30 protein-coding genes and 1 pseudogene are annotated in these 25,868 nt (G+C 41.9%); 19 read left to right on the top strand and 12 right to left on the bottom strand.

The window, feature by feature from the left end; all coding sequences use genetic code 11:
• Positions 1 to 11 precede the first annotated feature (11 nt).
• On the bottom strand, positions 12 to 1,004 hold the full coding sequence (locus ACR42H_RS23260; RefSeq protein ID WP_113883631.1) for a M23 family metallopeptidase: 993 nt from the start codon (positions 1,002 to 1,004) through the stop codon (positions 12 to 14).
• Between the two features lie 374 nt (positions 1,005 to 1,378).
• Between ACR42H_RS23260 and lipA the strand changes: the two genes are divergently transcribed.
• Positions 1,379 to 2,296: a lipoyl synthase gene (gene lipA / locus ACR42H_RS23255; RefSeq protein ID WP_113883630.1), complete on the top strand. Its 918-nt coding sequence runs from the start codon at positions 1,379 to 1,381 to the stop codon at positions 2,294 to 2,296.
• Positions 2,297 to 2,392: 96 nt separating this feature from the next.
• On the opposite strand, the gene ACR42H_RS23250 is transcribed toward lipA, so the two are convergent.
• Positions 2,393 to 3,079, bottom strand: a complete 687-nt coding sequence (locus ACR42H_RS23250) for a YhcN/YlaJ family sporulation lipoprotein (protein WP_113883629.1) — start codon at positions 3,077 to 3,079, stop codon at positions 2,393 to 2,395.
• A 167-nt stretch (positions 3,080 to 3,246) separates the two neighbouring features.
• On the opposite strand from ACR42H_RS23250, the gene ACR42H_RS23245 reads away from it, so the two are divergent.
• Positions 3,247 to 3,522, top strand: coding sequence for a YutD family protein (locus ACR42H_RS23245; protein WP_113883628.1), 276 nt, complete (start codon positions 3,247 to 3,249; stop codon positions 3,520 to 3,522).
• A gap of 68 nt (positions 3,523 to 3,590) precedes the next feature.
• Here the strand turns inward: ACR42H_RS23245 and ACR42H_RS23240 are convergent, their stop codons facing one another.
• Both ACR42H_RS23240 and ACR42H_RS23235 read right to left on the bottom strand, forming a co-directional pair.
• Positions 3,591 to 3,878, bottom strand: coding sequence for a cytosolic protein (locus ACR42H_RS23240; protein WP_436373482.1), 288 nt, complete (start codon positions 3,876 to 3,878; stop codon positions 3,591 to 3,593).
• 102 nt (positions 3,879 to 3,980) lie between these two features.
• Positions 3,981 to 4,247 (bottom strand): DUF3055 domain-containing protein, encoded by a 267-nt coding sequence (locus tag ACR42H_RS23235; RefSeq protein WP_436373480.1) that lies wholly within the window; start codon positions 4,245 to 4,247, stop codon positions 3,981 to 3,983.
• A 298-nt stretch (positions 4,248 to 4,545) separates the two neighbouring features.
• Here ACR42H_RS23235 and ACR42H_RS23230 point away from each other — a divergent pair, with 298 nt between their 5' ends.
• From ACR42H_RS23230 to ACR42H_RS23215, 4 genes are all read left to right on the top strand, one after another.
• Positions 4,546 to 5,799, top strand: a complete 1,254-nt coding sequence (locus ACR42H_RS23230; RefSeq protein ID WP_436373478.1) for an EAL domain-containing protein — start codon at positions 4,546 to 4,548, stop codon at positions 5,797 to 5,799.
• Positions 5,800 to 5,814: 15 nt separating this feature from the next.
• Positions 5,815 to 6,255 (top strand): DUF86 domain-containing protein, encoded by a 441-nt coding sequence (locus ACR42H_RS23225; RefSeq protein ID WP_436373476.1) that lies wholly within the window; start codon positions 5,815 to 5,817, stop codon positions 6,253 to 6,255.
• Positions 6,256 to 6,610: 355 nt separating this feature from the next.
• Positions 6,611 to 7,237 carry a helix-turn-helix transcriptional regulator gene (locus ACR42H_RS23220; protein ID WP_113883623.1) on the top strand — a complete coding sequence of 209 codons (627 nt, stop codon included), beginning with the start codon at positions 6,611 to 6,613 and terminating at the stop codon, positions 7,235 to 7,237.
• A gap of 171 nt (positions 7,238 to 7,408) precedes the next feature.
• Positions 7,409 to 8,176 carry a TIGR01457 family HAD-type hydrolase gene (locus ACR42H_RS23215; protein ID WP_436373474.1) on the top strand — a complete coding sequence of 256 codons (768 nt, stop codon included), beginning with the start codon at positions 7,409 to 7,411 and terminating at the stop codon, positions 8,174 to 8,176.
• 31 nt (positions 8,177 to 8,207) lie between these two features.
• Here ACR42H_RS23215 and ACR42H_RS23210 read toward each other — a convergent pair whose 3' ends face one another.
• Positions 8,208 to 8,711: a phosphatidylglycerophosphatase A family protein gene (locus ACR42H_RS23210; RefSeq protein WP_113883621.1), complete on the bottom strand. Its 504-nt coding sequence runs from the start codon at positions 8,709 to 8,711 to the stop codon at positions 8,208 to 8,210.
• A 248-nt stretch (positions 8,712 to 8,959) separates the two neighbouring features.
• Here ACR42H_RS23210 and yutH point away from each other — a divergent pair, with 248 nt between their 5' ends.
• The 5 genes from yutH (at position 8,960) to thrB (ending at position 14,496) form a co-directional block, all read left to right on the top strand.
• A complete protein-coding gene (gene yutH, locus ACR42H_RS23205; protein WP_113883620.1) occupies positions 8,960 to 9,967 on the top strand; it encodes a spore coat putative kinase YutH in 1,008 nt (335 codons plus the stop codon).
• Between the two features lie 72 nt (positions 9,968 to 10,039).
• Positions 10,040 to 11,002: a 2-hydroxyacid dehydrogenase gene (locus tag ACR42H_RS23200; protein ID WP_436373471.1), complete on the top strand. Its 963-nt coding sequence runs from the start codon at positions 10,040 to 10,042 to the stop codon at positions 11,000 to 11,002.
• Positions 11,003 to 11,207: 205 nt separating this feature from the next.
• Complete coding sequence (locus tag ACR42H_RS23195; RefSeq protein ID WP_436373469.1) at positions 11,208 to 12,506, top strand: homoserine dehydrogenase; 1,299 nt, start codon at positions 11,208 to 11,210, stop codon at positions 12,504 to 12,506.
• The gene (gene thrC / locus ACR42H_RS23190; RefSeq protein WP_436373467.1) at positions 12,503 to 13,564 is read left to right on the top strand and encodes a threonine synthase; all 1,062 of its coding nucleotides are present in this window, start codon (positions 12,503 to 12,505) and stop codon (positions 13,562 to 13,564) included. Before ACR42H_RS23195 ends, thrC begins: the two co-directional genes overlap by 4 nt.
• Positions 13,561 to 14,496 carry a homoserine kinase gene (gene thrB / locus ACR42H_RS23185; protein WP_113883616.1) on the top strand — a complete coding sequence of 312 codons (936 nt, stop codon included), beginning with the start codon at positions 13,561 to 13,563 and terminating at the stop codon, positions 14,494 to 14,496. Before thrC ends, thrB begins: the two co-directional genes overlap by 4 nt.
• 47 nt (positions 14,497 to 14,543) lie before the next feature.
• On the opposite strand, the pseudogene ACR42H_RS23180 reads toward thrB, so the two are convergent.
• A pseudogene (locus ACR42H_RS23180) lies at positions 14,544 to 14,765 on the bottom strand (NifU family protein); the annotation flags it as partial.
• A 180-nt stretch (positions 14,766 to 14,945) separates the two neighbouring features.
• Between ACR42H_RS23180 and ACR42H_RS23175 the strand changes: the two are divergent.
• Positions 14,946 to 15,269, top strand: a complete 324-nt coding sequence (locus ACR42H_RS23175; protein WP_009331693.1) for a YuzD family protein — start codon at positions 14,946 to 14,948, stop codon at positions 15,267 to 15,269.
• Positions 15,270 to 15,589: 320 nt separating this feature from the next.
• Here ACR42H_RS23175 and ACR42H_RS23170 read toward each other — a convergent pair whose 3' ends face one another.
• Positions 15,590 to 16,657, bottom strand: a complete 1,068-nt coding sequence (locus tag ACR42H_RS23170; RefSeq protein ID WP_113883615.1) for an NAD(P)/FAD-dependent oxidoreductase — start codon at positions 16,655 to 16,657, stop codon at positions 15,590 to 15,592.
• Positions 16,658 to 16,934: 277 nt separating this feature from the next.
• On the opposite strand from ACR42H_RS23170, the gene ACR42H_RS23165 reads away from it, so the two are divergent.
• Entirely contained in the window at positions 16,935 to 17,174 is a 240-nt protein-coding gene (locus tag ACR42H_RS23165; RefSeq protein WP_009331689.1) for a YuzB family protein, read from the top strand.
• A 133-nt stretch (positions 17,175 to 17,307) separates the two neighbouring features.
• On the opposite strand, the gene ACR42H_RS23160 is transcribed toward ACR42H_RS23165, so the two are convergent.
• Positions 17,308 to 18,003, bottom strand: a complete 696-nt coding sequence (locus ACR42H_RS23160; RefSeq protein WP_113883614.1) for a DUF2225 domain-containing protein — start codon at positions 18,001 to 18,003, stop codon at positions 17,308 to 17,310.
• A 194-nt stretch (positions 18,004 to 18,197) separates the two neighbouring features.
• Between ACR42H_RS23160 and ACR42H_RS23155 the strand changes: the two genes are divergently transcribed.
• Positions 18,198 to 18,560 carry a HesB/IscA family protein gene (locus ACR42H_RS23155; RefSeq protein ID WP_113883613.1) on the top strand — a complete coding sequence of 121 codons (363 nt, stop codon included), beginning with the start codon at positions 18,198 to 18,200 and terminating at the stop codon, positions 18,558 to 18,560.
• Between the two features lie 181 nt (positions 18,561 to 18,741).
• Here ACR42H_RS23155 and ACR42H_RS23150 read toward each other — a convergent pair whose 3' ends face one another.
• Positions 18,742 to 19,740 (bottom strand): NAD(P)/FAD-dependent oxidoreductase, encoded by a 999-nt coding sequence (locus ACR42H_RS23150; protein ID WP_113883612.1) that lies wholly within the window; start codon positions 19,738 to 19,740, stop codon positions 18,742 to 18,744.
• A gap of 384 nt (positions 19,741 to 20,124) precedes the next feature.
• Between ACR42H_RS23150 and ACR42H_RS23145 the strand changes: the two genes are divergently transcribed.
• The 5 genes from ACR42H_RS23145 (at position 20,125) to ACR42H_RS23125 (ending at position 23,685) form a co-directional block, all read left to right on the top strand.
• The gene (locus tag ACR42H_RS23145; protein WP_436373463.1) at positions 20,125 to 21,342 is read left to right on the top strand and encodes an NAD(P)/FAD-dependent oxidoreductase; all 1,218 of its coding nucleotides are present in this window, start codon (positions 20,125 to 20,127) and stop codon (positions 21,340 to 21,342) included.
• A gap of 102 nt (positions 21,343 to 21,444) precedes the next feature.
• Positions 21,445 to 21,936 carry an NUDIX domain-containing protein gene (locus tag ACR42H_RS23140; protein WP_436373461.1) on the top strand — a complete coding sequence of 164 codons (492 nt, stop codon included), beginning with the start codon at positions 21,445 to 21,447 and terminating at the stop codon, positions 21,934 to 21,936.
• Between the two features lie 160 nt (positions 21,937 to 22,096).
• Positions 22,097 to 22,222 (top strand): YuiA family protein, encoded by a 126-nt coding sequence (locus ACR42H_RS23135; protein WP_019380032.1) that lies wholly within the window; start codon positions 22,097 to 22,099, stop codon positions 22,220 to 22,222.
• A gap of 226 nt (positions 22,223 to 22,448) precedes the next feature.
• Positions 22,449 to 22,772: a YuiB family protein gene (locus tag ACR42H_RS23130; protein WP_113883610.1), complete on the top strand. Its 324-nt coding sequence runs from the start codon at positions 22,449 to 22,451 to the stop codon at positions 22,770 to 22,772.
• Positions 22,773 to 22,968: 196 nt separating this feature from the next.
• Positions 22,969 to 23,685 carry a 3D domain-containing protein gene (locus tag ACR42H_RS23125; RefSeq protein WP_436373458.1) on the top strand — a complete coding sequence of 239 codons (717 nt, stop codon included), beginning with the start codon at positions 22,969 to 22,971 and terminating at the stop codon, positions 23,683 to 23,685.
• Positions 23,686 to 23,736: 51 nt separating this feature from the next.
• Here the strand turns inward: ACR42H_RS23125 and ACR42H_RS23120 are convergent, their stop codons facing one another.
• The 3 genes from ACR42H_RS23120 to ACR42H_RS23110 form a co-directional block, all read right to left on the bottom strand.
• A complete protein-coding gene (locus tag ACR42H_RS23120; RefSeq protein WP_436373456.1) occupies positions 23,737 to 24,522 on the bottom strand; it encodes a cobalamin-binding protein in 786 nt (261 codons plus the stop codon).
• A gap of 14 nt (positions 24,523 to 24,536) precedes the next feature.
• Positions 24,537 to 25,013, bottom strand: coding sequence for a divergent PAP2 family protein (locus tag ACR42H_RS23115; RefSeq protein ID WP_009331680.1), 477 nt, complete (start codon positions 25,011 to 25,013; stop codon positions 24,537 to 24,539).
• Between the two features lie 129 nt (positions 25,014 to 25,142).
• Complete coding sequence (locus ACR42H_RS23110) at positions 25,143 to 25,808, bottom strand: hypothetical protein (protein WP_436373454.1); 666 nt, start codon at positions 25,806 to 25,808, stop codon at positions 25,143 to 25,145.
• Positions 25,809 to 25,868: the final 60 nt, after the last annotated feature.

The following is a 25,868-nucleotide window of genomic DNA, read 5'->3' as shown; positions in this document are numbered from 1 at the left end:
TTTATTCATATTTATTTTTTCCTGGCTTTTATCCGATCCTGTCTTTCCCATAATCTTAAATGAGGATAGGGATCATAGGACCACTCAGTATAGCCATTGTCTTTGTAGATGCCATAATGGAGATGGGGAGGGAATTTGCCTGATGTACCCGGAGGCCCATAGCCAGAGCTTCCTACCCCTCCTATCATCATACCAGGTTCAACAATTTGTCCAACCCTGAGGTCCTTTGCAAATCCGCTTAAGTGGGCAAAATAATGGTAGTTGTTATTAATATCACGGATGCCGATTCTCCATCCGCCATATTTATTCCAGCCCTTCATTTCCACTATTCCATAGGATGTAGCCCGGACGGGAACCCCGTAATCAGCGAAAATATCGGTTCCCTCATGTATCCGTCTTCCTCCCCATCCTCTTGCGTCACCCCATGTATTTCTGTAGCTGTAATTGCTCCTCAAGGGGACAGGGAAGGCGTGATCATCAAGATCAAGGCGGCCGAACTGCTTATATATCTGGGCTTTGCCGATAATGATGCCGACAGCTTTATCACGCTTATAATAATTCCACAATCCAATTTTTAAATTTTCATGGTCTGTACCATAGGAGAGAAGGAAATTGGCAAAGGAATGAAGAACATCTTCATCACTTTTCAAGCTGGCTTTTCCGTCCCCGTCCCCGTCCATCCCTATTCCGTTGAAAAATTGAATGGATGCAGGATTCTCATCGGATGGATCTGGATTCAAGATCCCCGCCCACTCTTCAGTTTTGAAATAGATGCCTGTAATGCCTTCAGCTTTGGGAATATCCCTTCTGGATTGCCGGACATTCCGTTCATACTGATCAATCCCCGCTATGTAATACCAGGGAATGTTCGTAACAGCTTCAACTTTTTTGTATAAGGTCATTCTTTGTTTATATACATCAGCTTGATTTTCCTGGGCGCTGACTGTGCATAAGGAAATCAGAAAAAACGATAAGGCCGCAGCTGCGGTAAATAAGATCCGCACGGAAATCCTCCCTTCTTTTATGGTCTGCTTATTTAGTTTGTGAGGAATGGATAATTTAATAAATATCAATTAATGGTAATACCAGAAACTTCGGCTTGTCCTCTTCAATTCATTATGATAAAGTGGCATCAGGTGAAGCCTAATCAGCTTAGTCGGAATTTGCTTATGACTGGCTTTTTTAAATGGCAAGAATGTATAAATTCTGAAATTAGATTACTGTCTAGCTCCAGCGCCTACCCCCTCGAGGTCACAAGCCCATCCTCTCAAAAGGCAAAGGACGCCTTTCGGTGAGGCTCGTCTTGTGCTTGTCGGGGGTGAACAAGGCGCCTCCGCTTTTCTACACGTCTAGCTTCAGTCTTTTAAGGAGTGGGAAAATGAGCAAAAAAGAAGAGTACTTGCGAAAGCCGGAATGGCTGAAAATAAAGTTAAACACGAATGAAAATTATACTGGCCTTAAAAAAATGATGAGGGAAAAGAATCTGCATACTGTTTGTGAAGAAGCTAAATGTCCCAACATTCATGAATGCTGGGCAGTAAGAAGGACTGCTACGTTCATGATTCTTGGGGATGTTTGTACGCGTGCCTGCCGTTTTTGTGCAGTCAAAACGGGCCTGCCGACTGAATTGGATCTTCAGGAGCCAGAACGAGTGGCGGATTCTGTTGCACTCATGAACTTAAAGCATGCGGTTGTAACAGCGGTAGCAAGAGATGACTTAAAGGATGGCGGTGCTGCTGTTTTCGCAGAAACGGTCCGTGCCATCAGGAGAAAAAGTCCGTTCACTACAATTGAAGTATTGCCTTCAGACATGGGCGGTGTGTATGAAAACCTGAAAATGCTTATGGATGCCCGTCCTGATATTCTTAACCATAATATCGAAACAGTCGAGCGTCTGACTCCAAGAGTTAGAGCGCGTGCGAAGTATAAGCGTTCTCTTGAATTTTTAAAGCGCGCAAAAGAAATGCAGCCGGATATCCCTACAAAATCCAGCTTGATGATCGGGCTCGGCGAAACAAAAGAGGAAATTATTGCAGTAATGGATGATCTCCGTGCTCATGATGTAGACATTATGACAATTGGACAATATTTGCAGCCTTCTAAGAAACATCTTAAGGTCTTGAAATATTATTCACCTGAAGAATTCCAGGAGCTGAAGGACATTGCAATGAGCAAAGGATTCAGCCATTGTGAAGCAGGCCCGCTTGTCCGCTCTTCCTATCATGCTGATGAGCAGGTAAATGCCGCATCCAAGCAAAAGCAGCTTATGGGAGAAAAGGAAATCCAGGAAGCATAAGATGAAAAAAAGAGTTCAGCGCCATCGCTGGACTCTTTTTTCAAAGTAAGGAAGTACAAAATTTAAAACGTCGATGACTGTTTCCGCTTTTCTTGGTTAACGATTTCCTGCTTTTTTGACGGTTTCTCCCAGATCATCTTTATCTATATCATCGTTTCTTTCGCCCTGCATTTCACCGTTTTCATTTTCACTCTCACTCATTCTTTCTCCTTGAGGAGATTTAAGCATTTGTTTAATTAACTGGTTAATGCCATTTTCTGCATTTCGTCCATCAGAATCAACTGTTGCATAGTTTTCAACATTTTTCCTTAATGAAGTATCATCACTTACATAGACATGATACCATCTTGGGACAACAGACATGGCCATCTTCTTCACCTGATCAGCTGTCTGATTGCGATTTTTTGTGTCCGTGTTATATACGATCAGGACTTCTTCATCTGTTACAAGAGTTGAAATATCGTCCACATTCGGAACTTCGGTGCAATATTTTCCGATAATATCTGCAACCTGCTCCCGATCAATGGCAGCATAGTGATCCGCTGAAACGTTGTCTCCCATAATTGGGCTTTTTTGATGACGCACATATCCGAAGTCTTCACCGATATTGTTTCGGCCGTTTCGGCCGTTGCCCATATCCCTATTGTATAAATCAGCACGCTGGTCATTTACATTTATGGTGTGACCGGTTTCTTCATAGATATCTTCTTTTGCGGCATTGTTTTGACAGGCAGTCAGTGCAGCGATGCTGCTGATGCCAAGAATGATTAGTGATTTTTTCACTATAAACACCTCCTCATCTATAGAATTGCCACTGCTGAATTTTTTTCTCTTAGTAATTGATGGGGAATCAGTTATAATTTAATTAGGACAAATATTGGTTTGTTTTCATATCCTGTGATTTCCAATATAATACCAGTACATATGCTTTTTAAGATGAGGTGAATAAATTGGTCTGCATTAATAACATCTGCTATGAATTGATTCATGAAGAACGGAATGGTTTCAATGAGGAAGCATTTCGCGGGAGATACAGCGAAATTTTATCCAGATATGACTATATAGTTGGCGACTGGGGATATGGTCAGCTTCGTCTCCGCGGCTTTTTCGACGATCAGAACCAAAAGGCTTCATTTGATACAAAAATAAGTACTCTGACCGAGTATCTTTACGAATTCTGTAATTTCGGATGTGCCTATTTTGTTGTGAAAAAAGTGAAAAGTTAAAAAGGGCAGGGGGGAACCCGGCCCTTTTTTGGTGCTGTCTAGCCCTTTGTGGGGGCACATACGCTTTTTTAAGTCTCTGTATATGGCGGTTCTTCATTTTTATCAGGGTCATCATGCGGCGGGTGCGCCCCTGGCATTTGCCGCGGCAAGTTCTGGTGGAGGGACTTGAACTCATAGTTGAAGGCACTATAGTAGCGCTGGCCCTCCCGCCATGGGGTGCTTTTGTTCTCTACCGGCTCATCTGCATTTCTGGGAGAGCCATAGGCACCTTCAGGCAAGTCCTCGGGAATAAGGAAATTCCTTTGCGTTTCCACATTTGAGAAATCGGTGTATGTGCGTCTTTCTTTATTGTCCATGCTATCACTCCTTAGGAAGTTATATGCAGCAGGGTCTTTAAAGAAGAAAAAAGAGAACCCAGCAAAATAGGTTCTCCCTTAGTATCTGTTTATTATCGTATATTAAACAATTTCCGTGAGAAATGACTTAAGCTCCTCTGCATCTTCCTCAGAAAGCTGAAAAACATGCTCGAGATAGCCTTCTTCCTTTAAATCATCTTCCCCTATAATGGCAAATCTGCTTCCTTGGATATCAAGGACCAATTGTTTGCCATAATAGCGATCGGAACGGACAATAGCCAAATCGAATCGCTGATTTTCTCCCATAAAGCTGACAAATCTGGTTTTTGTTTCTTCAAGATCATCATATAAGAAAAAGCGTTCTGCCAAATATAACACTCCTCAGTTGTTTTATATAACCGATTATAGCATGTCCTTGTTAGATTTATGTTTGAAGGGGATGAATCTTTTTATCATCTTTTCACCCATGAATGGCTAAATATATATTTTTTTCTATTAAAGGAAAAAATACTCAATTCAAAATATTGTGATACAATAGCTGGTAGGGTAGCATAGTAATAAAGGCTTATAGGCAATACAAAAATAAAGCTGGCACCTGAGAGGAATGAAAGGTATGGTCCACCATTACATAAAAAGATTTAAGCCTGTTGGAAATTGGGGCAAACTTATGCTTCCTTTAAATAAGATAAAGTATTTCCCTCCTCAGTTTATTATTCGTGACCCGGTTGCAGAAGGAGTAGATCTGGTGCTGAAACAAGGTTTTGAAGTGGCCGTTGCTGTTTTTAATTTTAAAAATTGGCAAGACCTGTCCGAACAGCTGGGTGAGCTTTCTTTCAGACAGTTTATAAAAAACATTAAGGAGATATTTTTGGCAGTCATTCAGCGGGAACTTGAAGATAATCAAATCATTATCGTGCATGATCATTATAGTGATGGCCTTGCCTTGATATTGAAAGTGGACCCTGGCAGGGATTGTGTGACAGAAATTGATCAAACACTGAAAAAAATTGTCAAAGAAGCTGAAAAATACATACATAATGATACACCTCATATAAGGCCTGTTATTGATGCGGGTTATATGTTTGTTGAAAAGAAGTATTACTCGTCTGTTCAGGAAGCAGTTTACAAAGCCCATCAGCATGCACTCGCAATGGCTGAAAAAAGAGTCAGATCCGAGTTTAATGAAATGATGTACAAAATAAATAAAATTGTGGCTAAAAAGGATATCAAAATGCTGGCGCAGCCGATTATTAATGTGGCTACAGGCGAGGTAAAGGCATGGGAAATGCTCACAAGAGGTCCGAGCGGCACTTCCCTGGAAAGCCCTCTACAGCTTTTTACCATTGCACGGCAGACCGGCAGCCTTTATGATCTGGAGCTTATCGTACTTGAGAAATCACTTGAACAGATAACTAAGACAGGCTGCACCCAGGATATATTTATTAACTTCACCCCGATAACAATAGGGAATGAAAGGTTTGTGAGGGATGTAAAGAAAATGCTCACCGGCTATAAAAATATTCCTCCTGAACAGATCACACTTGAAATTACTGAACGTGATCCCATTGAAGGTATTGAAAACTTTATATACAATATAAAGGTATTAAGAACATTAGGATTTCGGGTGGCTGTGGATGACACCGGTGCAGGTTATGCCAGTTTAAATTCCATAAGTGAGATTATGCCGGATATAATAAAAATCGACCGTTCCGTCATTAAAGGCATTGATACGAACAGGGTAAAAGAATCCATGCTGAAGGGTCTCCTTTTAGTGGCGAAAGAAGCGGGTTCACTGGTGGTTGCCGAGGGAATTGAAAGTGAAGGGGAGGCATCGGTTCTCTCCAGAAACAATGTCGATTTAGCTCAGGGATATTTCTACGCTCGGCCGGATACTTTAACCAAGAGCCTGAAATCTTCATAGGAGGAAGGAAGCATTATGTATTTCGTAGACAGGGAAAAGGTCGAAGACACACTCAGTTATCTGGAACAGCAAATCTCCCTTTTTGAAGAAGTGAAAGAGTGGACATCCCCTATTGAAAAGGCAGCCTTGGAACGAATTGCCCAAATTATGATCGAAGCTATCCTTGATACTGGAAATACGATGATTGACGGCTTTATCATGAGGGATCCAGGCAGCTACGATGATATCGTGGATATTCTTGACGACGAAAAGGTTATCAGCAAAGAAATGAGCAATAGCTTTAAACAGTTCATTACATATCGTAAAATGCTCGTCCAAAATTACACAGACGTCAATCATGAGGGCCTAATAACAGCTATAAGCAGTCATATGCCCATGATTAAAGAGTTTCCTGGCAGGGTCAGGGAGTATCTAATCAATGAACTGGGACCGGTTTCTGCTTTTAAACCTCAATAAAGATCGGAGAAATCCGATCTTTTTCTCTGTATAGGAAACTTTAAAATGGAACTGACTCTGTGGAAAGGTTGTTTGCATCTAGCTCCAGCGCCTAGCCCCTCGGGTCATAAGCCAAATCACTCCAGAAATCAGGACAAGGAACGCTACGTCAGCGATACATCGCCCGACCAAAGATTGCTTTGGAAGGTTTCCTGCGTGATTCGTCTTATGCCTGTCGGACTTGTACAGGATGTGCTGGCTTCAACGTTCGCCACAGGACGTGGCGGTTTTTAGTTGGAGCTCATCTGATCCAGGCGCTCGCTTTTGTACCTAGGGAGCATATTAGGTTTGAATAAAGAGAAGGGCGGTGAATGTCATGCATGTTGGCGAAAATTCAACAAAAGAAGTGATCTTGGGGTTGATTAAAACAACGGGGAAACTTTCCATACTGGAAATGGCCAAAGAACTGGGAATATCAGAAATGGCCGTCAGAAAGCATATTCAGGCACTTGAAAAAGATGGTTTTATTAAATCTGCAATCCAGAGGCAAACAAAAGGGCGCCCTTCGAAGCTTTACCAGCTAACAGCAAAAAGCGAAGATCTGTTTCCGAAAAAATACAAGCAGTTAAGTGTTGAATTATTAACAGAACTAAAAAGCATGGGGCAGGGCCATTTAATTACAGAGTTGTTTTCCAGAAGGAAGAACCGCCTCGTACAGCAGTATGAGATTCAGACAGTCGGGAAGTCTTTTTCAGAAAAGCTCCAGGTGCTTGAGGACCTTCTCCTGCTTGAAGGCTTTATGCCGGAAGTGCGAATAGAGGAAGGCCAAGTCCATCTCAAAGAGTTTAATTGCCCGTATATTGAAACAGCAGAAGAATTTAGACAAATCTGCAGGTCTGAAAAAGAGTTTATCAAAGATTTTCTTTCTGCTGATCATGTTGATATCAAATCCTGTATGGCTGCCGGTGATGGGTGCTGTCATTATATAATAAAACAAGGTTAAGCGAGGACTCCGGTTCAAGAGTTTTTTACGCGAATTACTGTATTATTTATCCGTGCAATAGTGAAAAATTGCACAATTCACCACGTTCCTTTAAGATAGCTTTTATGGGCGATAGTTCAGTTAAAAAATAGGGATACTAATAAAAGCATAGATCATTTAGGAGAGATGGCTGTGAAAAAATATAAAGGATACTTAATCGATTTAGATGGCACCATGTATCGCGGGACAGAGCTGATCAGTGAGGCAGCTGATTTTGTCAATATGCTTCGGGAACTGGATTTGCCCTATTTGTTTGTGACGAATAATTCGTCCAGAACACCTGCCCAGGTAGCGGAGAAGCTTGTGAAGTTTGGCATCCCTGCTGAAGAGGGGCAGGTTTTTACAACGAGCATGGCTACTGCTAACTACATATATGAAAAGCAAACCGATGCTTCGGTATATGTAATCGGAGAAGAAGGAATAAGGGAAGCGCTGGCTGAAAAGGGGCTAAGCTTTGCTGAAGAGCATGCGGACTACGTTGTGGTGGGGATTGACCGCTCCATTAACTATGAAAAGCTATCCATCGCCTGTCTGGCTGTCCGGAATGGAGCAGCATTCATTTCCACAAACGGAGACATTGCTATTCCGACAGAAAGAGGGCTGCTTCCGGGTAATGGGTCACTAACCTCTGTCATCACTGTATCGACACAAACAGAGCCTGTGTTTATCGGAAAACCTGAATCGATAATCATGGAGCAGGCTTTAAAGGTGCTAGGAACAGCTAAGGAAGAAACCCTGATGGTTGGGGATAACTATGATACAGATATTTTAGCAGGAATGAATGCCGGTATGGATACCTTGCTTGTCCATACGGGTGTAACAACGAAAGAGTTATTAAAGGGTTATAACAAAAAGCCTGACTATGTGCTCGATTCATTAGCGGATTGGGACTTTAAATAGAAAAGGATGGAGAAAAGCTCTCCATCCTTTTTTATTCCGCATTTTCGGCACTGTGTGCCAGCCTGCTCGAAGCTGCTGCAGCGATAGCTCCTACAATATCATCGAGGAAGGTATGGCATCTTCCTGAACTCTTATCGTTCAGATCCTTCAGAATGCCAGGCTTCAATTTATCGATATACCCAAAATTGGTAAACCCGATGGAACCATATACGTTTACAATAGATAAGGCCAATACTTCATCCGCTCCGTATAAACCCTCATCTGTAGCGATAATCGACTGCAGCGGCTCTAAAAGTTTCTTTTCCTCAGCCAGCATATCAAGCTGAATACCCGTTAAAATGGCGTTTTGGACTTCTCTTTTTGATAAAACACGCTCAACATTATGAATGCAATCTTTCATTTGTAAATCGGGGTGATATTTCTCTTGGAGGAAGAACACTAAATCAGCTATATCCTGAATTTCTACCCCTCTTTCATGGAGCCATTTACGTGCTGTCTGCTCTGTAACGTTAACTGCTTTTTTTTCTTCATTCATTGGCTTCACCTTTTCTGGTTATTAAATAATTGCGTGAAAGTCCAGTCCTAGCGTAAGGTCCTGTGTTTTAGATCTTTCCACTATGTATATACCCTTTTTTTATCAAATATGCCCGATGCCGCTGAAACAGAAAAATTTCATTTCCTATATCATTTCCAAGGTACACAGTCTTATCCAAGAAAACAACAAGTTTTAAAGTCTTCTATCATATATATCCTTTAAGGATCTCTCTAAAATGAGGTGGTATAATGTTTAGAAAACTTTTGAAAGAACAATTTGGCATAGAAGCAGAGGATACGATGAGAATCGGAAAATATGATGCGTGCCGAAAGCAGGGACAGCTCTATTTGCTTGTGCCTGCGGGTCATACAGATGAAGAAGAACTCAAAGAACTGGACCAAATGGCTGAACACCTTTCCAATTGCGGGGATAGGAACATAAGCACTTTTTTGAAAACGAAGGAAGGTAATCAGTCAATTGATTGGAACGATAGCCGCTTTTGCATTCTGGTTAATCGGCATACACTGAGCAGAAAACAAAATCAGTTTGGGCGAAAGCTGGCAAAGTTCCATTACAGAGGCAGGAGCATTTCGTTTCCAGTGAAAAAAACGAGCAGAATCGGGCAGTGGAAACAGCTTTGGGAACAGCGGCTGGACCAAATGGAAAAGGTGTGGAATGAGATGCTCTTTCAAAAGCCTGAAAATGATTTTGAGAGAATGTTTTTAGAGTCGTTTCCATACTATATGGGGCTTGCTGAAAATTCTATTCAATACCTTGTGGATACAGAGCTTGATGACGAACCCGGATTGGCAGACAGCGGAACCGTTTGTCATATAAGACTAACATCGGCCACCTGGGGAGACAGTTATTATATGAAAAACCCATTTGACTGGGTATTTGATCATTCATCCAGAGATTTGGCGGAATGGACGAGAGAGAAATATTTCCATAATATAAAAACGTATCAGCCGGATCTGCGGCAATTTTTATCCGAATATCAAAGTGTAGGGCCATTATCCTCCTTTTCATGGCGGCTATACTACGCTCGTCTATTATTTCCTCTCCATTATTTTGAAACAATAGAAAATTATTATGGTGCAGATTCTGAACAGCAGAAGCTTGGGCTTCAGGAGCGCCTGCAGAAATATCTCTGGCAGTCTGATGATCATGAGCGTTTTCTGGGCGGATTTTTTGAATTTGCCGAGGTCCCCTTCAAAAAGCTCAGGATTCCTCTGGTGAATTGGATCAAGAGCTGAAAAAAGGCAGGGAAATGCCTCTTTCTTGGCGAATGGAACATAAAGCTGAGAATGTAAAGAGGGGATATTTTAATGAAACCATACGTATTTATCAGCAGGAAGCTGCCTGAAGATGTTATTGCCATTTTAAAAGAAAAGTACAGAGTTGAAATGTGGGATCGAGAAGATGTGCCGGTTCCTTACGGTGTATTCTTACAGGAGGCAAGAAAAGCAGATGCCCTTTTAACTATGCTATCAGAGCCGGTGAATGAGGAAGTTCTAAAAGCAGGGGGGAAGCTGAAGATCATAGCCAATATGGCTGTCGGCTATGATAATGTGGATGTTGAGACAGCAAAAAGTCTCGGAATCACGGTGACCAATACGCCAGAGGTATTAAATGATTCAACTGCCGACCTGACGTTTGCACTTGTGCTTGCTGCTGCACGCAGAATGGTGGAGGCTGCTGAGTTTGTGAAGAAAGGCAATTGGAAGAGCTGGAGTCCGCTGCTTTTGGCAGGGCAGGATGTGCATCATAAAACAATCGGAATTGTAGGGATGGGGAATATCGGGAAAACAGTTGCAAAGCGTGCAGCTGGATTTGATATGGAGATATTATATCACAATCGTTCGAGGAAGCCGGATGCGGAACAGGAACTGGGAGCCCAATATGTCAGCTTTGATGAATTGCTCGAACGCTCAGATTTCGTTGTCTGCCTGACTCCTTTGACAGAAGAAACAAGGAATTTATTTAACCGAAATGCTTTCCAGAAGATGAAAGACATGGCTGTTTTTGTAAATGCCTCTAGAGGGCCGGTTGTGAATGAACATGATTTATATGAAGCACTGAAGGCAGGAGTTATTGCAGCGGCAGGATTGGATGTTTTTGCGGAGGAGCCAATTGGCGAAGACCACCCTCTGCTGGAGCTGAGGAATGTAGTGGCTATGCCCCATATCGGAAGTGCCAGCATTGAAACGCGCTATGCCATGATGCAGCTGTGTGTGGAAAACATTGATCTAGTCCTTTCAGAAAAGAAACCGAAGACACCAGTCAAATAGAAGTGATGAAGGCACCCCAAAGCAGGGTGCCTTTATTGATAGATAAAAAAAATAAAAAATAAAATCGCAATATAACAGTGTGTTAAGCGCTTCCACTCATTATTTTCGGAAAATTGCCTATTGTAAAAACCCCGCTCGAACCCTATAATGTCTACTATACAAATACAAATGTACTTTCATAGCGAACACTGAAGGGGGAGCTAGCGTGGAATCAATCTCAATCGGTTTATTAGGATTAGGAACAGTTGGATCAGGTGTGGTGCAAATCATTGAGAAGCACCAGGATAAACTCATGCACCAAGTCGGCTGTCCGGTTGTTGTAAAGAGAGTTCTTGTTAAAGATGCAGATAAAGAAAGAGCCGTTAAAGTGGACAGGGATCTGCTGACGCTAAATCCTGAAGACATTTTAAATGATGCTGATATAGATGTAGTAATTGAAGTAATGGGCGGCATAGAAGAAACAAGAAATCACTTAAAGAAAGCTTTGGATAATGGCAAGCATGTGGTGACGGCAAATAAGGACCTAATGGCTGTTTATGGACCTGAATTGCTGGCTGCTGCCACGCAAAATGGGTGTGACCTCTTTTATGAGGCAAGTGTGGCCGGCGGCATTCCCATTTTAAGAGGGCTGGTAGATGGTTTGGCTTCAGACAGAATTACAAAAATGATGGGAATTGTGAATGGGACAACAAACTTTATTTTGACAAAGATGAGCAAGAATGGGAGCGCTTATGAGGAAGTTCTGAAAGAAGCCCAGGAGCTGGGATATGCGGAAAGCGATCCGACTGCAGATGTGGAGGGCCTGGATGCAGCAAGGAAAATGGCTATCCTGTCAACACTTGGTTTTTCCATGAATATTGACCTTGATGATGTAAAGGTTAAAGGCATTACAGATATTACAGAAGAGGACCTGCGGTACGGCAAGCAGCTTGGATACACCATGAAGCTGATCGGGATTGCCCATCGGGAGGGGCAGAAGGTGGAGGTAAGCGTTCAGCCGACTTTGCTGTCCGAGTCTCACCCGCTTGCATCGGTTCAGGATGAATATAATGCTGTATATGTTTACGGTGAAGCGGTAGGGGAAACAATGTTCTACGGACCTGGGGCGGGCAGTCTGCCTACAGCTACAGCAGTGGTATCGGATCTCGTGGGTGTCATGAAAAACATGCGTCTTGGGGTAAATGGAAAAAGCGCGGTAGCCCCTCAATATGATAAGAAATTAAAAGGTGCAGATGAAATTTATTCGAAGTATTTCTTAAGATTGCATGTCAAAGATGAGGTAGGGACTTTTGCAAACATCACATCCATATTTTCAGAGCACCATGTCAGCTTCGAAAAAATCCTGCAGCTTCCTTTAAAAGAAAAAGGGCTTGCAGAGATTGTGCTGGTTACCCACCAGGCATCTCTTAAGGATTATGAGGATATATTAGTAAGTTTAAGAGATTTACCGGCAGTCCAAACAATCAAAAGTTCGTATCGTGTGGAAGGGAGTGCCAGAGTATGAGATGGGAAGGCCTTATAAAAACATATAAAGATTTTTTGCCTGTTAATGAAAATACACCAATGCTTACCTTAAATGAGGGCAACACTCCCCTGATCAGGCTGGATAAACTCTCAAGGGACTGGGGCGTTGACCTTTATGTGAAAACGGAAGGAGCAAATCCAACAGGGTCATTTAAAGACAGAGGCATGGTTATGGCTGTTGCAAAGGCGAAAGAAGTAGGAAGTGATGCCATCATCTGTGCCTCCACCGGCAATACCTCTGCAGCAGCCGCTGCATATGCAGCCAGAGCCGGCATGAGATGTGTGGTTGTCATCCCTGAAGGAAAAATCGCTATGGGAAAGCTGGCGCAGGCAGTTATGTATGGAGCGGAAGTTGTATCTATTGAAGGCAACTTTGACCAGGCACTGGCAATGGTGCGGAAAATAAGCGAAACAGAACCTATTACTCTCGTAAACTCGGTTAATCCATATCGTCTAGAGGGCCAGAAGACAGCGGCCTTTGAAATCTGCGACCAGCTTGGTGGCGCCCCGGATATCCTTGCCCTGCCTGTGGGCAATGCAGGTAATATTTCTGCCTATTGGAAAGGGTTCAAAGAATATAATGAGCTGCGAGGCACTGGTCTTCCAAAAATGCATGGAGTACAGGCTGAAGGTGCAGCGGCCATCGTTCATAACCGTGTGTTTGAAAATCCCGAAACGATCGCCACAGCCATCCGAATCGGAAATCCTGCGAGCTGGCTCTTAGCCAATGCAGCATTATCAGAATCAAATGGGAAGATTGAAGAGGTCAGCGATGAAGAAATTCTTTGCATGTATCGTAAACTTGCTTCTTCTGAAGGGATTTTTGCTGAGCCAGCTTCATGTGCTTCGCTTGCGGGAATATATAAACAGCTTCGCAATGGGGAGATTCCGCATAAAACAAAGGTTGTGGCCATCCTGACTGGGAATGGGCTTAAGGATCCTAATACAGCCATTGATTGCAGCCCTGTGAAGCCAGTTTTGCTTCCTAATGATGAAAAAGCAGTAGCGGATCATATTAAAGGAGCCGTTCACATATGAGCGAAGGTGAAATGGTTGTCATCAAAGTACCGGGCAGCACTGCAAATCTTGGGCCAGGCTTCGACTCGATCGGTCTCGCATTAAATTTATATTTGACGCTTGAAGCCGAGAGGGCAGATAAGTTTCAAATGATTCCTTTATCAGAGCCGCTAAGCATCTACCCTGCAGATGAATCGAATTTTATTTTTCAAGTTGCAATAGATACCGCAAAGAAATATGGAAGAGAGCTTCCAGGATGCAAAGCTAGAATTGCAAGTGATATTCCCTTAACGCGCGGACTTGGATCAAGCGCTGCAGCCATTGTAGCGGGAATTGAATTGGCTGACGCTCTTTGTGATCTTCAACTGAGCCAGTATGAAAAGCTTGAACTGTCATCACGAATGGAGGGGCATCCTGATAACGCTGGAGCTTCCCTTCTCGGAGGCCTTGTTATTGGCTGCATGTCAGAGGAAGAGGTTTCTGTTCAAAGCATTAAAAATATAAAATTTGAAGTTATAGCAGTGGTGCCAAAAGAAGAGCTCCTTACAAAGGAATCCAGAGGAGTCCTGCCTGAAGAATGGTCTTTTAAAGAAGCCGTACAGGCTGGGGCAGTCGGCAATGTCATGGTAGCAGCACTGCTTAGCGGAAATTATTCCCTGGCAGGAAAGATGATGAGTGAAGATTTATTCCACCATCCTTACCGAAAGAAAATGGTTCCCCATTTGGAGGCCATAGAGAAAGCAGCACCAGGACTCGGAGCATTTGGAGTTGCCTTAAGCGGTGCCGGACCGGCGGTTCTCTGCCTTGCTGAGTCGGAAAGTGCTTCAGCAGTGGCTGAAGGGCTTCAGCGGGCTTTCCCGGAAATGGAAATCCTTTGCCTCAAAATTGATCAGGAAGGCAGCACTGTTTTAAAAAAAAGCCTAGCTGAGCTGGAGTTCGGCCATACAGTATAAATAAAAAAAAGCGATGTCATGCCGACATCGCTTTTTGTAAGGTAAAATTAAAATACTTGTTCTACTTCGACTACACCAGGTACTTCTTCCAAAAGAGCGCGCTCAATACCGGCTTTTAACGTAATCGTTGAACTTGGGCAGCTGCCGCATGCACCAAGAAGGCGCAATTTAACGATGCCATCTTCAACATCCACCAATTCACAGTCCCCGCCATCGCGAAGAAGGAATGGGCGTAATTTATCTAATACTTCCTGAACTTGTTCAGTCATAGTCGTTTGTTCTGCCATGTGAAATCGACTCCTTTCCATATATTTATTATAATCAAATCAGTCTTAAAAATCTATTCCAAGAGCGTAATTTCCACTCACTAGGAGAATATTTATTAGGTTTGCTCTTTGTTAATGTTGTAAAATGAAGGTAAGAACAAGTTTTGCTAGGGGGAAAGAAGATTGAAAAAAGAGATTGAAATCACTGTGTATGGTGCGGAACAGCTTTGTCCAAGCTGTGTGAATCTCCCATCATCCAAGGAGACATATGAATGGCTGGAGGCGGCTGTATCCCGCAAATTTGCCAATCAGCCTTTTAAAATCGTGTATGTTGACATTCATAATCCGCCCGAAGAAGAGAACAAAAAGGAGTTCGCCTTGAGAGTGATAGAGGAGGATATGTTTTACCCGGTTGTCCTGATTGAGGATGAAATTGTCGGTGAAGGCAATCCGAAATTAAAAACGATCTATGCGGAAATGGAAAAGTACGGATACCAGGCAGTTTAATAAAAAATGGGCATCGAAAGGGATGCTCATTTTTTTATTTGGAAAGATTTTTTATATTATCAGCTGATTCTGCTGCATTAGAGGTTAGATTCTAACTTTTTTTGACAGTAGTGATTTCACCTTTTTGTTTTCGGCTGGATATTGCAGTCAAATTTTCATCTCTCCGGCATTTATATCAGAATACCGGTCAGATTTTGATTTTATCGGTCACTTTCTTTCAAATCAATTTTTCAGCAAAGTCATGGTGCAAATATAAATTAATCTTTATCGTTATCCGCTATGGGTTAAAACATAAAAAAAAGAGCCCGCAATGGGCCCTCTTATCCATTATGGTATTTATACATCCATAAAATCCCTGATTTTAGCAGGCGGGCAACGCGTCCTGTGATAGGGCGTTCTGCGACTAGACCGAAGCCGTGCTTTTTGCCCAATGATCCAAGAACTCCTTTAAGCTTGATTACCGGCAATGTTTCAGGGAGTTCCTCACCTTTCCAGCGTTTCAATAGGATTTGAACGATTTGCTCTGCCTGCCCTTCAGCAAGCTGGGCACTTGGTGCATGCGGAAGGCTTGCACAATCCCCGACGACATAGACATGTTCATTTCCAGGGATATTGTGATGCTTGGTTAAAACTACACGTCCTTGCTGATCCTTTTCCACATTCATATCACGAACCACTTTGTTTGGCTGGATGCCGGCGGTCCATACGATGGCATCACAGTGGATGGCTTTGTCATGATTATAAAGGGTTTTTTCTTCTACTTTAGTAATGTTTGACTGGTTAATTATTTCTACATTATGTTCTAAAAACCAATTTTCTACATATGTGCTTAATCTTTCAGAGAACGCAGAAAGTATGTGCTTCCCTCTATCGAACAATTTGACTTTCAAATCTGGACGGCTTTCATTCAATTCAGAAGCCAGTTCGACTCCGCTTAATCCTGCACCGACAATTCCAACAACAGAGCCTGGTGAAAGATTATTTAAAGCTTCATACGTTCTTCGGGATTTTTCTATTGTTTGAATGCTATATGTGTGAATGTCGGCTCCCGGGACATTATGGTATTTATCTTCGCATCCAAGGCCTATTATTATATCATCATACGAAACAGGTTCTTCGCCTTGAAGATATACCTTGTTTTCCTCGATGCTGATTTTTGTCACTTCACCGTATTTAATGGTCAATCTTTGATGTTCAGGGAAGGATACACGCACATGCTGATCGGAAATGGTACCTGCAGCAAGAGCGTAATATTCAGTTTTTAAACAATGATAAGGCACACGATCTATTAGTGTAATGGAGACATCATCAGGAAGCTGATTAGGCAAAAGTCGGGCAAGCGCCCTCATACCGCCATAACCTCCGCCAAGTATCACAAGATTTTTCATAGTATATTTCCCCTTTATGTCCGTACTGTTTACTTTCGCCGAACTCAAATAACGTTAATTAGTTATCTTAAAAAAATAAATAAATGATATTAATAACCTCAAACCCATAAAAAGTATAACGAAATTGTGTCAAAATCACAACACATATCAGCAGGAAACTTGACAATAAACGACATGAAGTGGTAAATATGTGCACTTTTAAAGGAGAGAATGGAATCCATTTCTTGCACAATTCAAGTAAAAAAGGTAGCATTAACATGGTAGAGAGGTGAAAGATGTGATTAAGCCAATCATCGAATTTTGCATCAGCAATTTGGCCAGCGGCTCTCAAAAAGCGCTTGAAAAGCTGGAAAAGGATTATGACCTGGATGTCATAGAATATGGCTGTCTTGGGTATTGCGGCAAATGTGCAAGCACTCTTTTTGCGCTTGTGAATGGAGAAGTGGTTACTGGAGAAACGCCAGATGAACTGGTTGAAAATATATATCAATATCTGGATGAAAATCCTATGTTTTAATATAGAAAAGGAGCGATTAAATTTCGCTCCTTTTTCTTGTTTCAAAAGTTAGAAAACAATAATTTGAATAACTGTCTAGCTCCAGTGCCTGCCCCTAGAGAAGCCGGGGGCGGGCAGGGTTCTTCTGCTTTCCTTAATTGGCGGCAGCTTTTTGTTCCTGTCTCATCTCATACCACCGTTCTCTTGCCATTTCAATTAATTTAGGCTCAGTGGAGCGGCTTTGCAGTTCAATTACTTTCGAAAAGTATTTAACAGCCTGTTCAGACTGATGTGTCCTTCTGGATAACTCTCCGATCAGATAGAAAATCCTCGTTTCAGAAATGGATGATCCTTTAAAATCATCAGACATATAAGACTCCGAATATTCTTTTAGAGCAAGTTTCAAAAATCTTTGTTCCTGATTATCATTCTTTATACTCCGGAAGAGCCAGGCCAGTCTGATATATAAACCAGCCATAATAATATGCTTCTCCCTTTTTAAAGTTCCGCAATAAATAGCAAGCTTATAGGTGTTGATTGCAACAGTGATGGTGCGGTCCCTGCAATAATCCTGGGGTATCCAGGCATCCACAACTTTAGAATTGATCATGTCCAGGGCTCCAGGCGGAAAATAAGGGGAAAAGTCCTCTGATTCTGAGTAGCCGCAATGAGGGCAAGTATTAATATGATATAAAAGAGGATTCATGTATTCATCAGAATAATTTGGGCAAAAGTCACTGTCATAATTAAATACCTTTACAAATCGGGAGCGGATTTTTTTTGTGGTGAAACTTTCTTTGCAGACTCTGCATCCGCAATTTTTATCATAAGTAGGCTTTAATTGCTGCATAGAATGCCACCTCCGAAGATAATGATTATGACTATTATACCATTAATCGTTTGATTTGAGGGCATAAAGAACTATTTGTTGAACACTGTTCAGAAAAGACAATAAAAAGAAAAAGCCTCTTAAGTTGAGCACATACCTTTTAGTGTATATACTATTAATATAGAAGTATCCTTACATGTACAGGAGGGAATAACATGGAACAAGTTGTGGATATAACAGAAGCAGCAGCTTTGCATATAAAAGAAATGATGAAACAAAATGAGGAAGAAGATGCATTCTTGCGTGTAGCCGTTAAAGGAGGCGGGTGCAGCGGACTTTCCTATGGAATGGGGTTTGCCCATGAAGTCGAGGAGGATGATATCCAGGCAGAGCACTATGGTATCCAGGTTCTTGTCAGCAAGGAAGACGCACCCATCTTAAAAGGCACAAAAATTGATTACAAACAATCTATGATGGGCGGCGGATTCACAATAGACAATCCCAATGCCATTGCATCCTGCGGCTGTGGATCCTCTTTTCGTACCGCTTCAAATACAGGTACTCCGGAAGAGTGCTAAATACAGCATTTTACGCTTCAAGACAGTTACTGGACCAATTTCGAACTATCTCTCTGCTGCCTAATTAAAAGGACGGTCCCTGAAGGGCCGTCCTTTTCTATCGAAAACTTCGTTAACTGTCCAGCGCAGACAGCCAGTCTCCTCGATGTATCGGAGGTAAGCAAGGCGCTTCCGCTTTTCTTTATTTGCCAAACATGGAAGAGCTGTGCATCGGCTGAACTTTCGCTTTTGGATCGATGTAGGATTTTGCGTGGTTTACTGCAGTTGGCGCTTCACCGAAACCACAGGCAATAAGCTTCACTTTTCCATCGTATGTACAGATATCACCGGCAGCATATATGCCTTCGATATTTGTTTCCATTCTTGAGTTTACAACAATGGAGTTCTTTTCGATTTCAAGACCCCATTCTTTAATTGGGCCAAGGGAGGAAACGAATCCGTAGTTTACGATCACAGCATCAACATCGAATACCTCTTTTTCCTTTGAAGTAACACCTTCCAGGACGACTTGTTTGATTCCTTCGCTGTCACCGATAAGCTCAGCAGGCACATAAGGTGTTTTGATTTCGACTTTAGAGTTCTGAAGATTTTCTACACTGTGCTCATGCGCGCGGAATTTATCGCGGCGGTGAACAATCGTTACTTTTTCAGCGATAGGCTCAAGCATTAATGCCCAGTCTACTGCAGAGTCCCCGCCTCCGAAAACAACTGTTTTCTTGCCGGCGAATTGATTTAAATCATCAATGAAGTAATGCAGGTTCCTGCCTTCGTATTGAGCTGCGCTGTCAAGTTCAAGACGGCGAGGCTGGAACGCGCCATTCCCGGCAGTGATAATGATGGTTTTGGAGTAATGTACTTCTTTATTGGTTGTAAGCTTAAATGTTCCATCAGCTTGTTTCTCTAATTTTTCGACAGATTGTTCAAGTGATACAGTAGGCTCGAATTTAGCCATTTGTTCCTTAAGGTTATCAATTAATTCCTGGGCGCGGACTTTCGGGAAGCCGGCAACATCATATATGTATTTTTCAGGATAAAGAGCAGATAACTGTCCCCCAAGCTGCGGCAAGCTTTCAATAATCTTTACTGATGCTTGTCTCATGCCCCCGTAGAAAGCAGTGAATAAACCAGTTGGCCCCCCGCCAATGATGGTTATGTCATACACCTTTTGATCTTCTTTCATGCAATATCCCCCCGCGTATGTATTGAAATTCCACTCTTTATTCTAACATAAATCGTTTAAAACCTCATCAACCGAGGTAAGTATTATGAATAATTGGAAGATTTAAAATGAAGAAGGTGAATTAAAAACCCGTATATTCCCTTAAGTTTTCCTAAGATTTTTAAGTTTTTCGTCTATTTTTTTAGGCTTGAAAAACTATATGAAGTAGAATAAGATGTAATGGAGGAATAATGTTAATATTTTATGACAATTTTGTTGAGTTTTTTTGAACTAGTTCGTGAATAACATCACAAAGTTTTTTTATGTTTTTTGCTATAAAAAATATAAAGCAGTGGAAGATAAGAAAACATTAGAAAATACTTAAAAAAGGTGGAAGTGATACACTTGAGAAAGCCAAAGATTGTTATCCTCGGTGCAGGCTACGGCGGTTTGATGGTTGCAACCCGTTTGCAGAAATCTGTAGGAACAAACGAAGCGGAAATCGTTTTAGTGAACAAGAATGACTACCATTATGAAACAACATGGCTGCATGAAGCATCAGCCGGAACACTTCATCATGATCGTGTACGCTATGATATAAAAGATGTTATTGACCGCAACAAAGTTGAATTCGTTCAGGGAACTGCTCTGGAAATTAAAACAGAAGAAAAGAAAGTCATTTTGGAAAGCGGCGAAATTGACTATGATTATTTAGTTGTTTCTCTAGGAGCTGAGCCGGAAACATTCGGTATTAAAGGACTTAAGGAACATGCATTTTCTATTGTCAATGTAAATGCTGCGCGTCAGATTCGCGAGCATATTGAATATCAATTTGCTACGTACAATACAGACGCCGAGAAAAAAGACGAACGCCTGACAATTGTAGTCGGCGGAGCAGGCTTTACCGGCATCGAATTCCTTGGAGAATTGGCAAACCGTGTTCCTGAGCTTTGCAAAGAGTACGATGTGGACTACCACAAAGTGAAAATCATTTGCGTGGAAGCAGCGCCAATGGTTCTTCCTGGCTTCGATCCTGAGCTTGTTAATTACGCTGTTTCTCACTTGGAGAAAAAAGGCGTACAATTCATGATTGGAACAGCTATTAAGGAAGCTACGCCTGAAGGCATCATTGTTGGTAAGGGCGAAGATGAAGTAGAAGAAATCAAAGCTGCAACTGTTGTCTGGGCTGCGGGTGTACGCGGAAATTCTATTATTGAGAATTCCGGTATTGAAGCAATGCGCGGACGTGTAAAAGTACAGCCTGATTTGCTTGCTCCTGGCCATGATAATTTGTTTATCATTGGAGACTGCTCATTAATCATCAATGAAGAAATTAACCGTCCATACCCTCCTACTGCACAAATCGCTATGCAGCAGGGTGAAGTATGTGCAAGAAACATTACTGCTTTAATCCGCAATAAAACTGAACTTGAAACATTTACTCCAGATATTAAAGGTACTGTATGTTCTCTTGGTGAACACGATGCCATCGGTGTTGCATTCGGTAAGAAAATGGTTGGTACGAAAGCTTCATTCATGAAGAAGATGATCGATAACCGTGCTCTTTACATGGTTGGCGGGCCTTCACTTGTATTGAAAAAAGGTAAATTCAACGTTCTTTAATAAATCGGCTATCATATATAGTAAAGGGATGGACTACCTAGTCTGTCCTTTTTTTAATGGACAAATTTTCGTGATAGAATTAGTTAAAAAGGAGGCTATAGGATGGGAGTGGAACATAAACGGGGAAAGGTATGGCTGGCGGTTTCAGGGCTCGTTATTTCACCCGAAGGGTATTGGCTTGTCGTTAAAAAGAAATATGGAGGCCTTAAAGACAAATGGTCTCTGCCTGCCGGATTTGTCGAGCCGGGCGAAACAGCTGATGAAGCTGCAGTTCGGGAAGTAGAAGAAGAGACAGGGATTAAATGTTCAGTGAAAGGCTTACTTGGATTGCGAACAGGTGTGATCAAAGGGGAGGTCAGCGATAATATGGTTTTGTTTTTGCTGGCAGCCGAGCCTGGACAATCATTAAAAGTTCAGGAAAGTGAACTTTTTGACGTGCAGTATCGCGATCCAAAAGAGCTCGCTGATGACCCGGATGCGTCAGTTCTTTTAAAATACATATTGGATCCTTCTGAATCCTCCATAAAACCTTTAATTAACGGCATTAATCCCGGAGATACTTTCGGATACACAGCATATAAATTATTTTTATAATTTTCTGAAATTTTGAGATAAAACGAGAAATAAGAAGAAAACAATGCTTGTATGCGTTTCCAACGACGGTTTTTCATGAAATATGGTGCTTTTCATTTCTTCATATCCTTGGTATATTATCAGAAAATTCAGTTGAAAAATTCAAAAGGAGATGGATGAAATGACAGCTAAGAATTATGAAAATAAAGAGTGTATGTATTGTTCAGGGAAAGGGTATTTTCAATTATTGTTAGGTGGATCTGAAACCTGCAGCTGCTGTGGCGGTACAGGAAAGAAAAAGGAATAAACCAAAAACTTCGCGGAATGCGAAGTTTTTTCTTTTCAAAAGGATAGAAGTGTATAAATTCATAAGTTAAATAACTGAGCAGCCTATCCCCGAGGTGCCGGGGGGTGGGCAAGGCGCTTCCACTTTTTAATTAGCGGCATGCTGGCACCACCCGCTTTTCTTGTTGACTCCCCAATCAACATTAAAGTACACTAAATATTGATGTGCTAAGGGAGGAAACAAGTTCATGCAAATGACGATTTTCGTTTTGCCTATTTCGATGCTTCTATTTTTTGTGCTGTTTTTTGGGATAGGTTTTATATTAAATATGTTATTAAGAATGTCTTGGATCATGGCTATTATTTATCCTATTATCGCCATCTTTATCATCGATAAAGTTCGTTTTATTGAGTATTTTCGGGACCCGTGGGAATCGTTTTCCAGTCTTGGCGCTGAATTATCCAGCCTTGCTCTGGCCGACATCCTCATATTAAGCAGCGGAATGGCAGGCGCCATCGTTGCCGGAATTACCATTAGGCTTCTACGTAAAAAAGGATATCGGATGTTTTAAATTTATTGTGTTGTGAAATCTCTGCTGGCGGCAGGGATTTTTTATTTTTTTGATTAGTGTGATCAAATCGCCCAAGCCTATGGTATTACTGGCTTAAGCCTGTCTGGAAATGGATGCCCGGAGGCTTCTGCTCCCGTTAGTTATGAATATTTCTCTCAAAGATGGGAAATGAATAACTTTGGGAGGAGTGTAATAGATGAGCAAATTAAAAATATGGATGAAACGTTCAGTAATGTCAGCCTTATTTGCAGGTGCATTATTGACAACCTTCCATTCGATTTCCGGAGTGGAAGCCCGATCAATTGTTCAGCTGCATCAAAGTGATGCTGAACGAGCTGGCGAAGATGGAAATTCAAAGTTTGACCATACATTAAAATCGGTTGGCGTAGCATTTAAGTTTTTGAAGCAGGCAGTGAGTCTGGAACCTAAGATTTCTGCGAGTGAAGCTGTGGCAATTGAACAGCCGCCGACACTGGAAGATTCGATTGACTGGTCGCAGTATCAGAAAAAACAAGTAATAGCTACTGGATATACGGCATTTTACGAGTCGACAGGCAAAAATCCGGATCACCCGTCCTTTGGCATTACATACTCAGGGGTTAAAGTTAAAAGAGATTTATACTCTACAGTTGCAGCAGATTTAAATGTTTTTCCGATTGGAACGATCCTGTTTGTCCCGGGTTATGGATATGGTGTTGTAGCCGATAAAGGCGGTGCCATTAAGGGGAATAAATTGGATCTCTATTATGAAACGGTTGATGATGTTTATAATAACTGGGGAAAGAAAACACTCGAGGTTTACATCGTTGAAATTGGCGATGGAACCCTGACCGAAGAAGAATTAAAGTTACTGAATGAAAATGAATCCATGCAGGTATTTAGACAGCAATATATTAAATCTGAGAAAAAATAAATACGGAATGCAGGCAAATCCGCGGGAATAATCGGATTTGCCTTTTTATTTTTACATCATAGAAAATGCCTGCGGGTGAATTTTTTTAGCTAATTTTATGGCTCCTTCAATCAGCCGAGGTGAAGGCCTGCAAAAAAGTTCTTCTTCCAGAACCAGAATTCTGTTCTGCTTAACTGCGTCCATTTCACTCCAGCCTGGACGTTTCAGGACAAGTTCTGGATTTATCTTTTCTCTTCTGACACCCACCCAGGCGAGACAGACATAATCCGGCTGCCGATTCAGGACATCCTCCCAATCGGTCTGGACACTCGCAAGCTCAATGTCCCTGAATAAATTCATTCCACCGGCAATTTCACTGATTTCCGTCAGCCAATTGACCTTGCCGGGTGTAAATACGGGCTTAGGCCACCATTCCCAATAGAGGCTTGGTTTTTTTTCAATCCTGCTTGAGATGAGCTTAAGTGCCTCTATTTTTTCCGCAAACTCTTTAGCAGCCAAAATGCCTCTTTCAGGCTTACCGATTTTTTCAGCAGTAAGAATCAGGTCCTGTTCAATATCTGCCAGGCTTTGAGGATTTAACACAATGTGGGGAATCTGCCTTTTTTCAAGCTCCGCTACATTTTTTTCCATGCCGGGAACACTAAGGGATGCCAGCACAAGATCAGGCTTCAATTCCTCTACTTTGTCCATATTAATAGACAAGTCAGGGCCCAGCCGGGGCAGAACGGATATTTGGTCCGGCCAATCGGAATAATCGTCCACTCCCGCGAGCATATCAGTAAATCCCAAGTATTCCACTAATTCCGTGTTGCTTGGGCATAAGGAAAGGATTTTCACTATAAATCACACCTTCAGGAAAATAAATAATGAAGTGCTAAAGTCAATAGGATTCCAGTCAGGCCGCCAAATAGAACTTCTATCGGCTTATGGCCAAGCAGCTCCTTCAATTCTTTCTGTTTTTCTTGGCCTTCTTTCTTCTGCCATGTCTTTGCTTCTTCAACAAATTTATTGAAGTCGGCTACAAGCTGGTTTAATACAATCGCCTGTTCACCAGCCTGACGTCGTACTCCGGTAGCATCAAACATTGTGATAATGGCAAATACGGCTGAGACAGCGAAAACAGCGGATTCCATTCCGGTCTCTAATGCAACTCCGGTTGAAAGGGCAGTTACTGCTGCTGAATGTGAGCTGGGCATTCCTCCAGTACTTGTCAAAAGGGACCAATCTACTTTCCGGGTGGCAATAAATTGAATGGGCACCTTTACAAATTGGGCAAAGAAGATGGCTGCCAATGCAGACCATAAAGGAAAATTTGTCAATAATTCCATATGAGACCACCTCATGAGTTGTATGATACTCCCGCTGCAGCTTCAAATAGGCATTTTTTAAGGAACTGCCGAAAGCTATACTAACTAATATTCTCCAACAGATTGTTCCTTCCTGCAAGCTGATCTATTTTAAGTTTTTGTTAAACGATGCTTTTTTTGAAAATACGAAGTTGCTGTCAGGGAAAGCAAAAGAAGCCACTCAAAGGCATTCACTGCTGCTGCACTTTCAATTGGAATATCAATGGCGCTTCCGATAATCATCAATACAGCTCCGGCAAAAAACCAGAACCAGCCCTGTTTGCGCCAAATAACAACAGATGCCGCCAGCAGCACAGCAGATACGATCAGCACCATAATGGGAGGGCTGTCTGGTGCCTCTGTATCTGAATAGCTAAGAACACCATATTCCCACCTTGCTTCCAGTTTAAGTCCAAATACCTCAGAAGAAAGTTCCAGAATAATTAATCCTGCAGTAAGCAAATAAGCAATCCATTTAAATGTGCCTGTTTTGGCCCATTCTAAATCTGCTTGTTTTAAAGTATTCCAGGAGTATAGAACAAGCAGCGGAGTGAAAAAGGCATGAATCAAAAAACGGGCATAATTCAGATGCTTTAAAGTATTGCCCTCCCCGATAAAACGGCCAGCAGCCAGAATTCCGTTATCGTAAATTAATCCGAGAAGTACAGGAAGCAGGAAGACAGCACTAATGAGGCCACTGTCCCTGACAGTGCTTAGCGCCCAGAAGAACAACAGGATATATCCTGCTGAGAAGGCGGCAAATAATAGAGGATCCATAGCATTCTCCTTTCTGTCTCTATTTTCTTTACCCAATTATTAAAGAATATACTTAAGGAT

The organism is Cytobacillus sp. BC1816 (genome assembly GCF_051353635.1).
In the GTDB taxonomy this organism is placed as follows: Bacteria; Bacillota; Bacilli; order Bacillales; family Cytobacillaceae; genus Cytobacillus; species Cytobacillus oceanisediminis_C.
The sequence above is the reverse complement of the archived record's forward strand: the minus strand, read 5'-3'. Positions and strand labels throughout refer to the sequence as shown.

Coding starts and splice junctions, on each gene's coding strand:
- ACR42H_RS23140 (WP_436373461.1), top strand. CDS start 21,445: ATGGGAGTGGAACATAAACGGGGAAAGGTATGGCTGGCGGTTTCAGGG.
- ACR42H_RS23220 (WP_113883623.1), top strand. CDS start 6,611: ATGCATGTTGGCGAAAATTCAACAAAAGAAGTGATCTTGGGGTTGATT.
- ACR42H_RS23150 (WP_113883612.1), bottom strand. CDS start 19,740: ATGAAAGAAGATCAAAAGGTGTATGACATAACCATCATTGGCGGGGGG.
- ACR42H_RS23130 (WP_113883610.1), top strand. CDS start 22,449: ATGCAAATGACGATTTTCGTTTTGCCTATTTCGATGCTTCTATTTTTT.
- ACR42H_RS23240 (WP_436373482.1), bottom strand. CDS start 3,878: ATGGACAATAAAGAAAGACGCACATACACCGATTTCTCAAATGTGGAA.
- ACR42H_RS23160 (WP_113883614.1), bottom strand. CDS start 18,003: ATGCAGCAATTAAAGCCTACTTATGATAAAAATTGCGGATGCAGAGTC.
- thrC (WP_436373467.1), top strand. CDS start 12,503: ATGAGATGGGAAGGCCTTATAAAAACATATAAAGATTTTTTGCCTGTT.
- ACR42H_RS23170 (WP_113883615.1), bottom strand. CDS start 16,657: ATGAAAAATCTTGTGATACTTGGCGGAGGTTATGGCGGTATGAGGGCG.
- ACR42H_RS23125 (WP_436373458.1), top strand. CDS start 22,969: ATGAGCAAATTAAAAATATGGATGAAACGTTCAGTAATGTCAGCCTTA.
- ACR42H_RS23135 (WP_019380032.1), top strand. CDS start 22,097: ATGACAGCTAAGAATTATGAAAATAAAGAGTGTATGTATTGTTCAGGG.
- thrB (WP_113883616.1), top strand. CDS start 13,561: ATGAGCGAAGGTGAAATGGTTGTCATCAAAGTACCGGGCAGCACTGCA.
- ACR42H_RS23115 (WP_009331680.1), bottom strand. CDS start 25,013: ATGGAATTATTGACAAATTTTCCTTTATGGTCTGCATTGGCAGCCATC.
- ACR42H_RS23155 (WP_113883613.1), top strand. CDS start 18,198: ATGGAACAAGTTGTGGATATAACAGAAGCAGCAGCTTTGCATATAAAA.
- ACR42H_RS23110 (WP_436373454.1), bottom strand. CDS start 25,808: ATGGATCCTCTATTATTTGCCGCCTTCTCAGCAGGATATATCCTGTTG.
- ACR42H_RS23210 (WP_113883621.1), bottom strand. CDS start 8,711: ATGAATGAAGAAAAAAAAGCAGTTAACGTTACAGAGCAGACAGCACGT.
- lipA (WP_113883630.1), top strand. CDS start 1,379: ATGAGCAAAAAAGAAGAGTACTTGCGAAAGCCGGAATGGCTGAAAATA.
- ACR42H_RS23200 (WP_436373471.1), top strand. CDS start 10,040: ATGAAACCATACGTATTTATCAGCAGGAAGCTGCCTGAAGATGTTATT.
- yutH (WP_113883620.1), top strand. CDS start 8,960: ATGTTTAGAAAACTTTTGAAAGAACAATTTGGCATAGAAGCAGAGGAT.
- ACR42H_RS23225 (WP_436373476.1), top strand. CDS start 5,815: ATGTATTTCGTAGACAGGGAAAAGGTCGAAGACACACTCAGTTATCTG.
- ACR42H_RS23230 (WP_436373478.1), top strand. CDS start 4,546: ATGCTTCCTTTAAATAAGATAAAGTATTTCCCTCCTCAGTTTATTATT.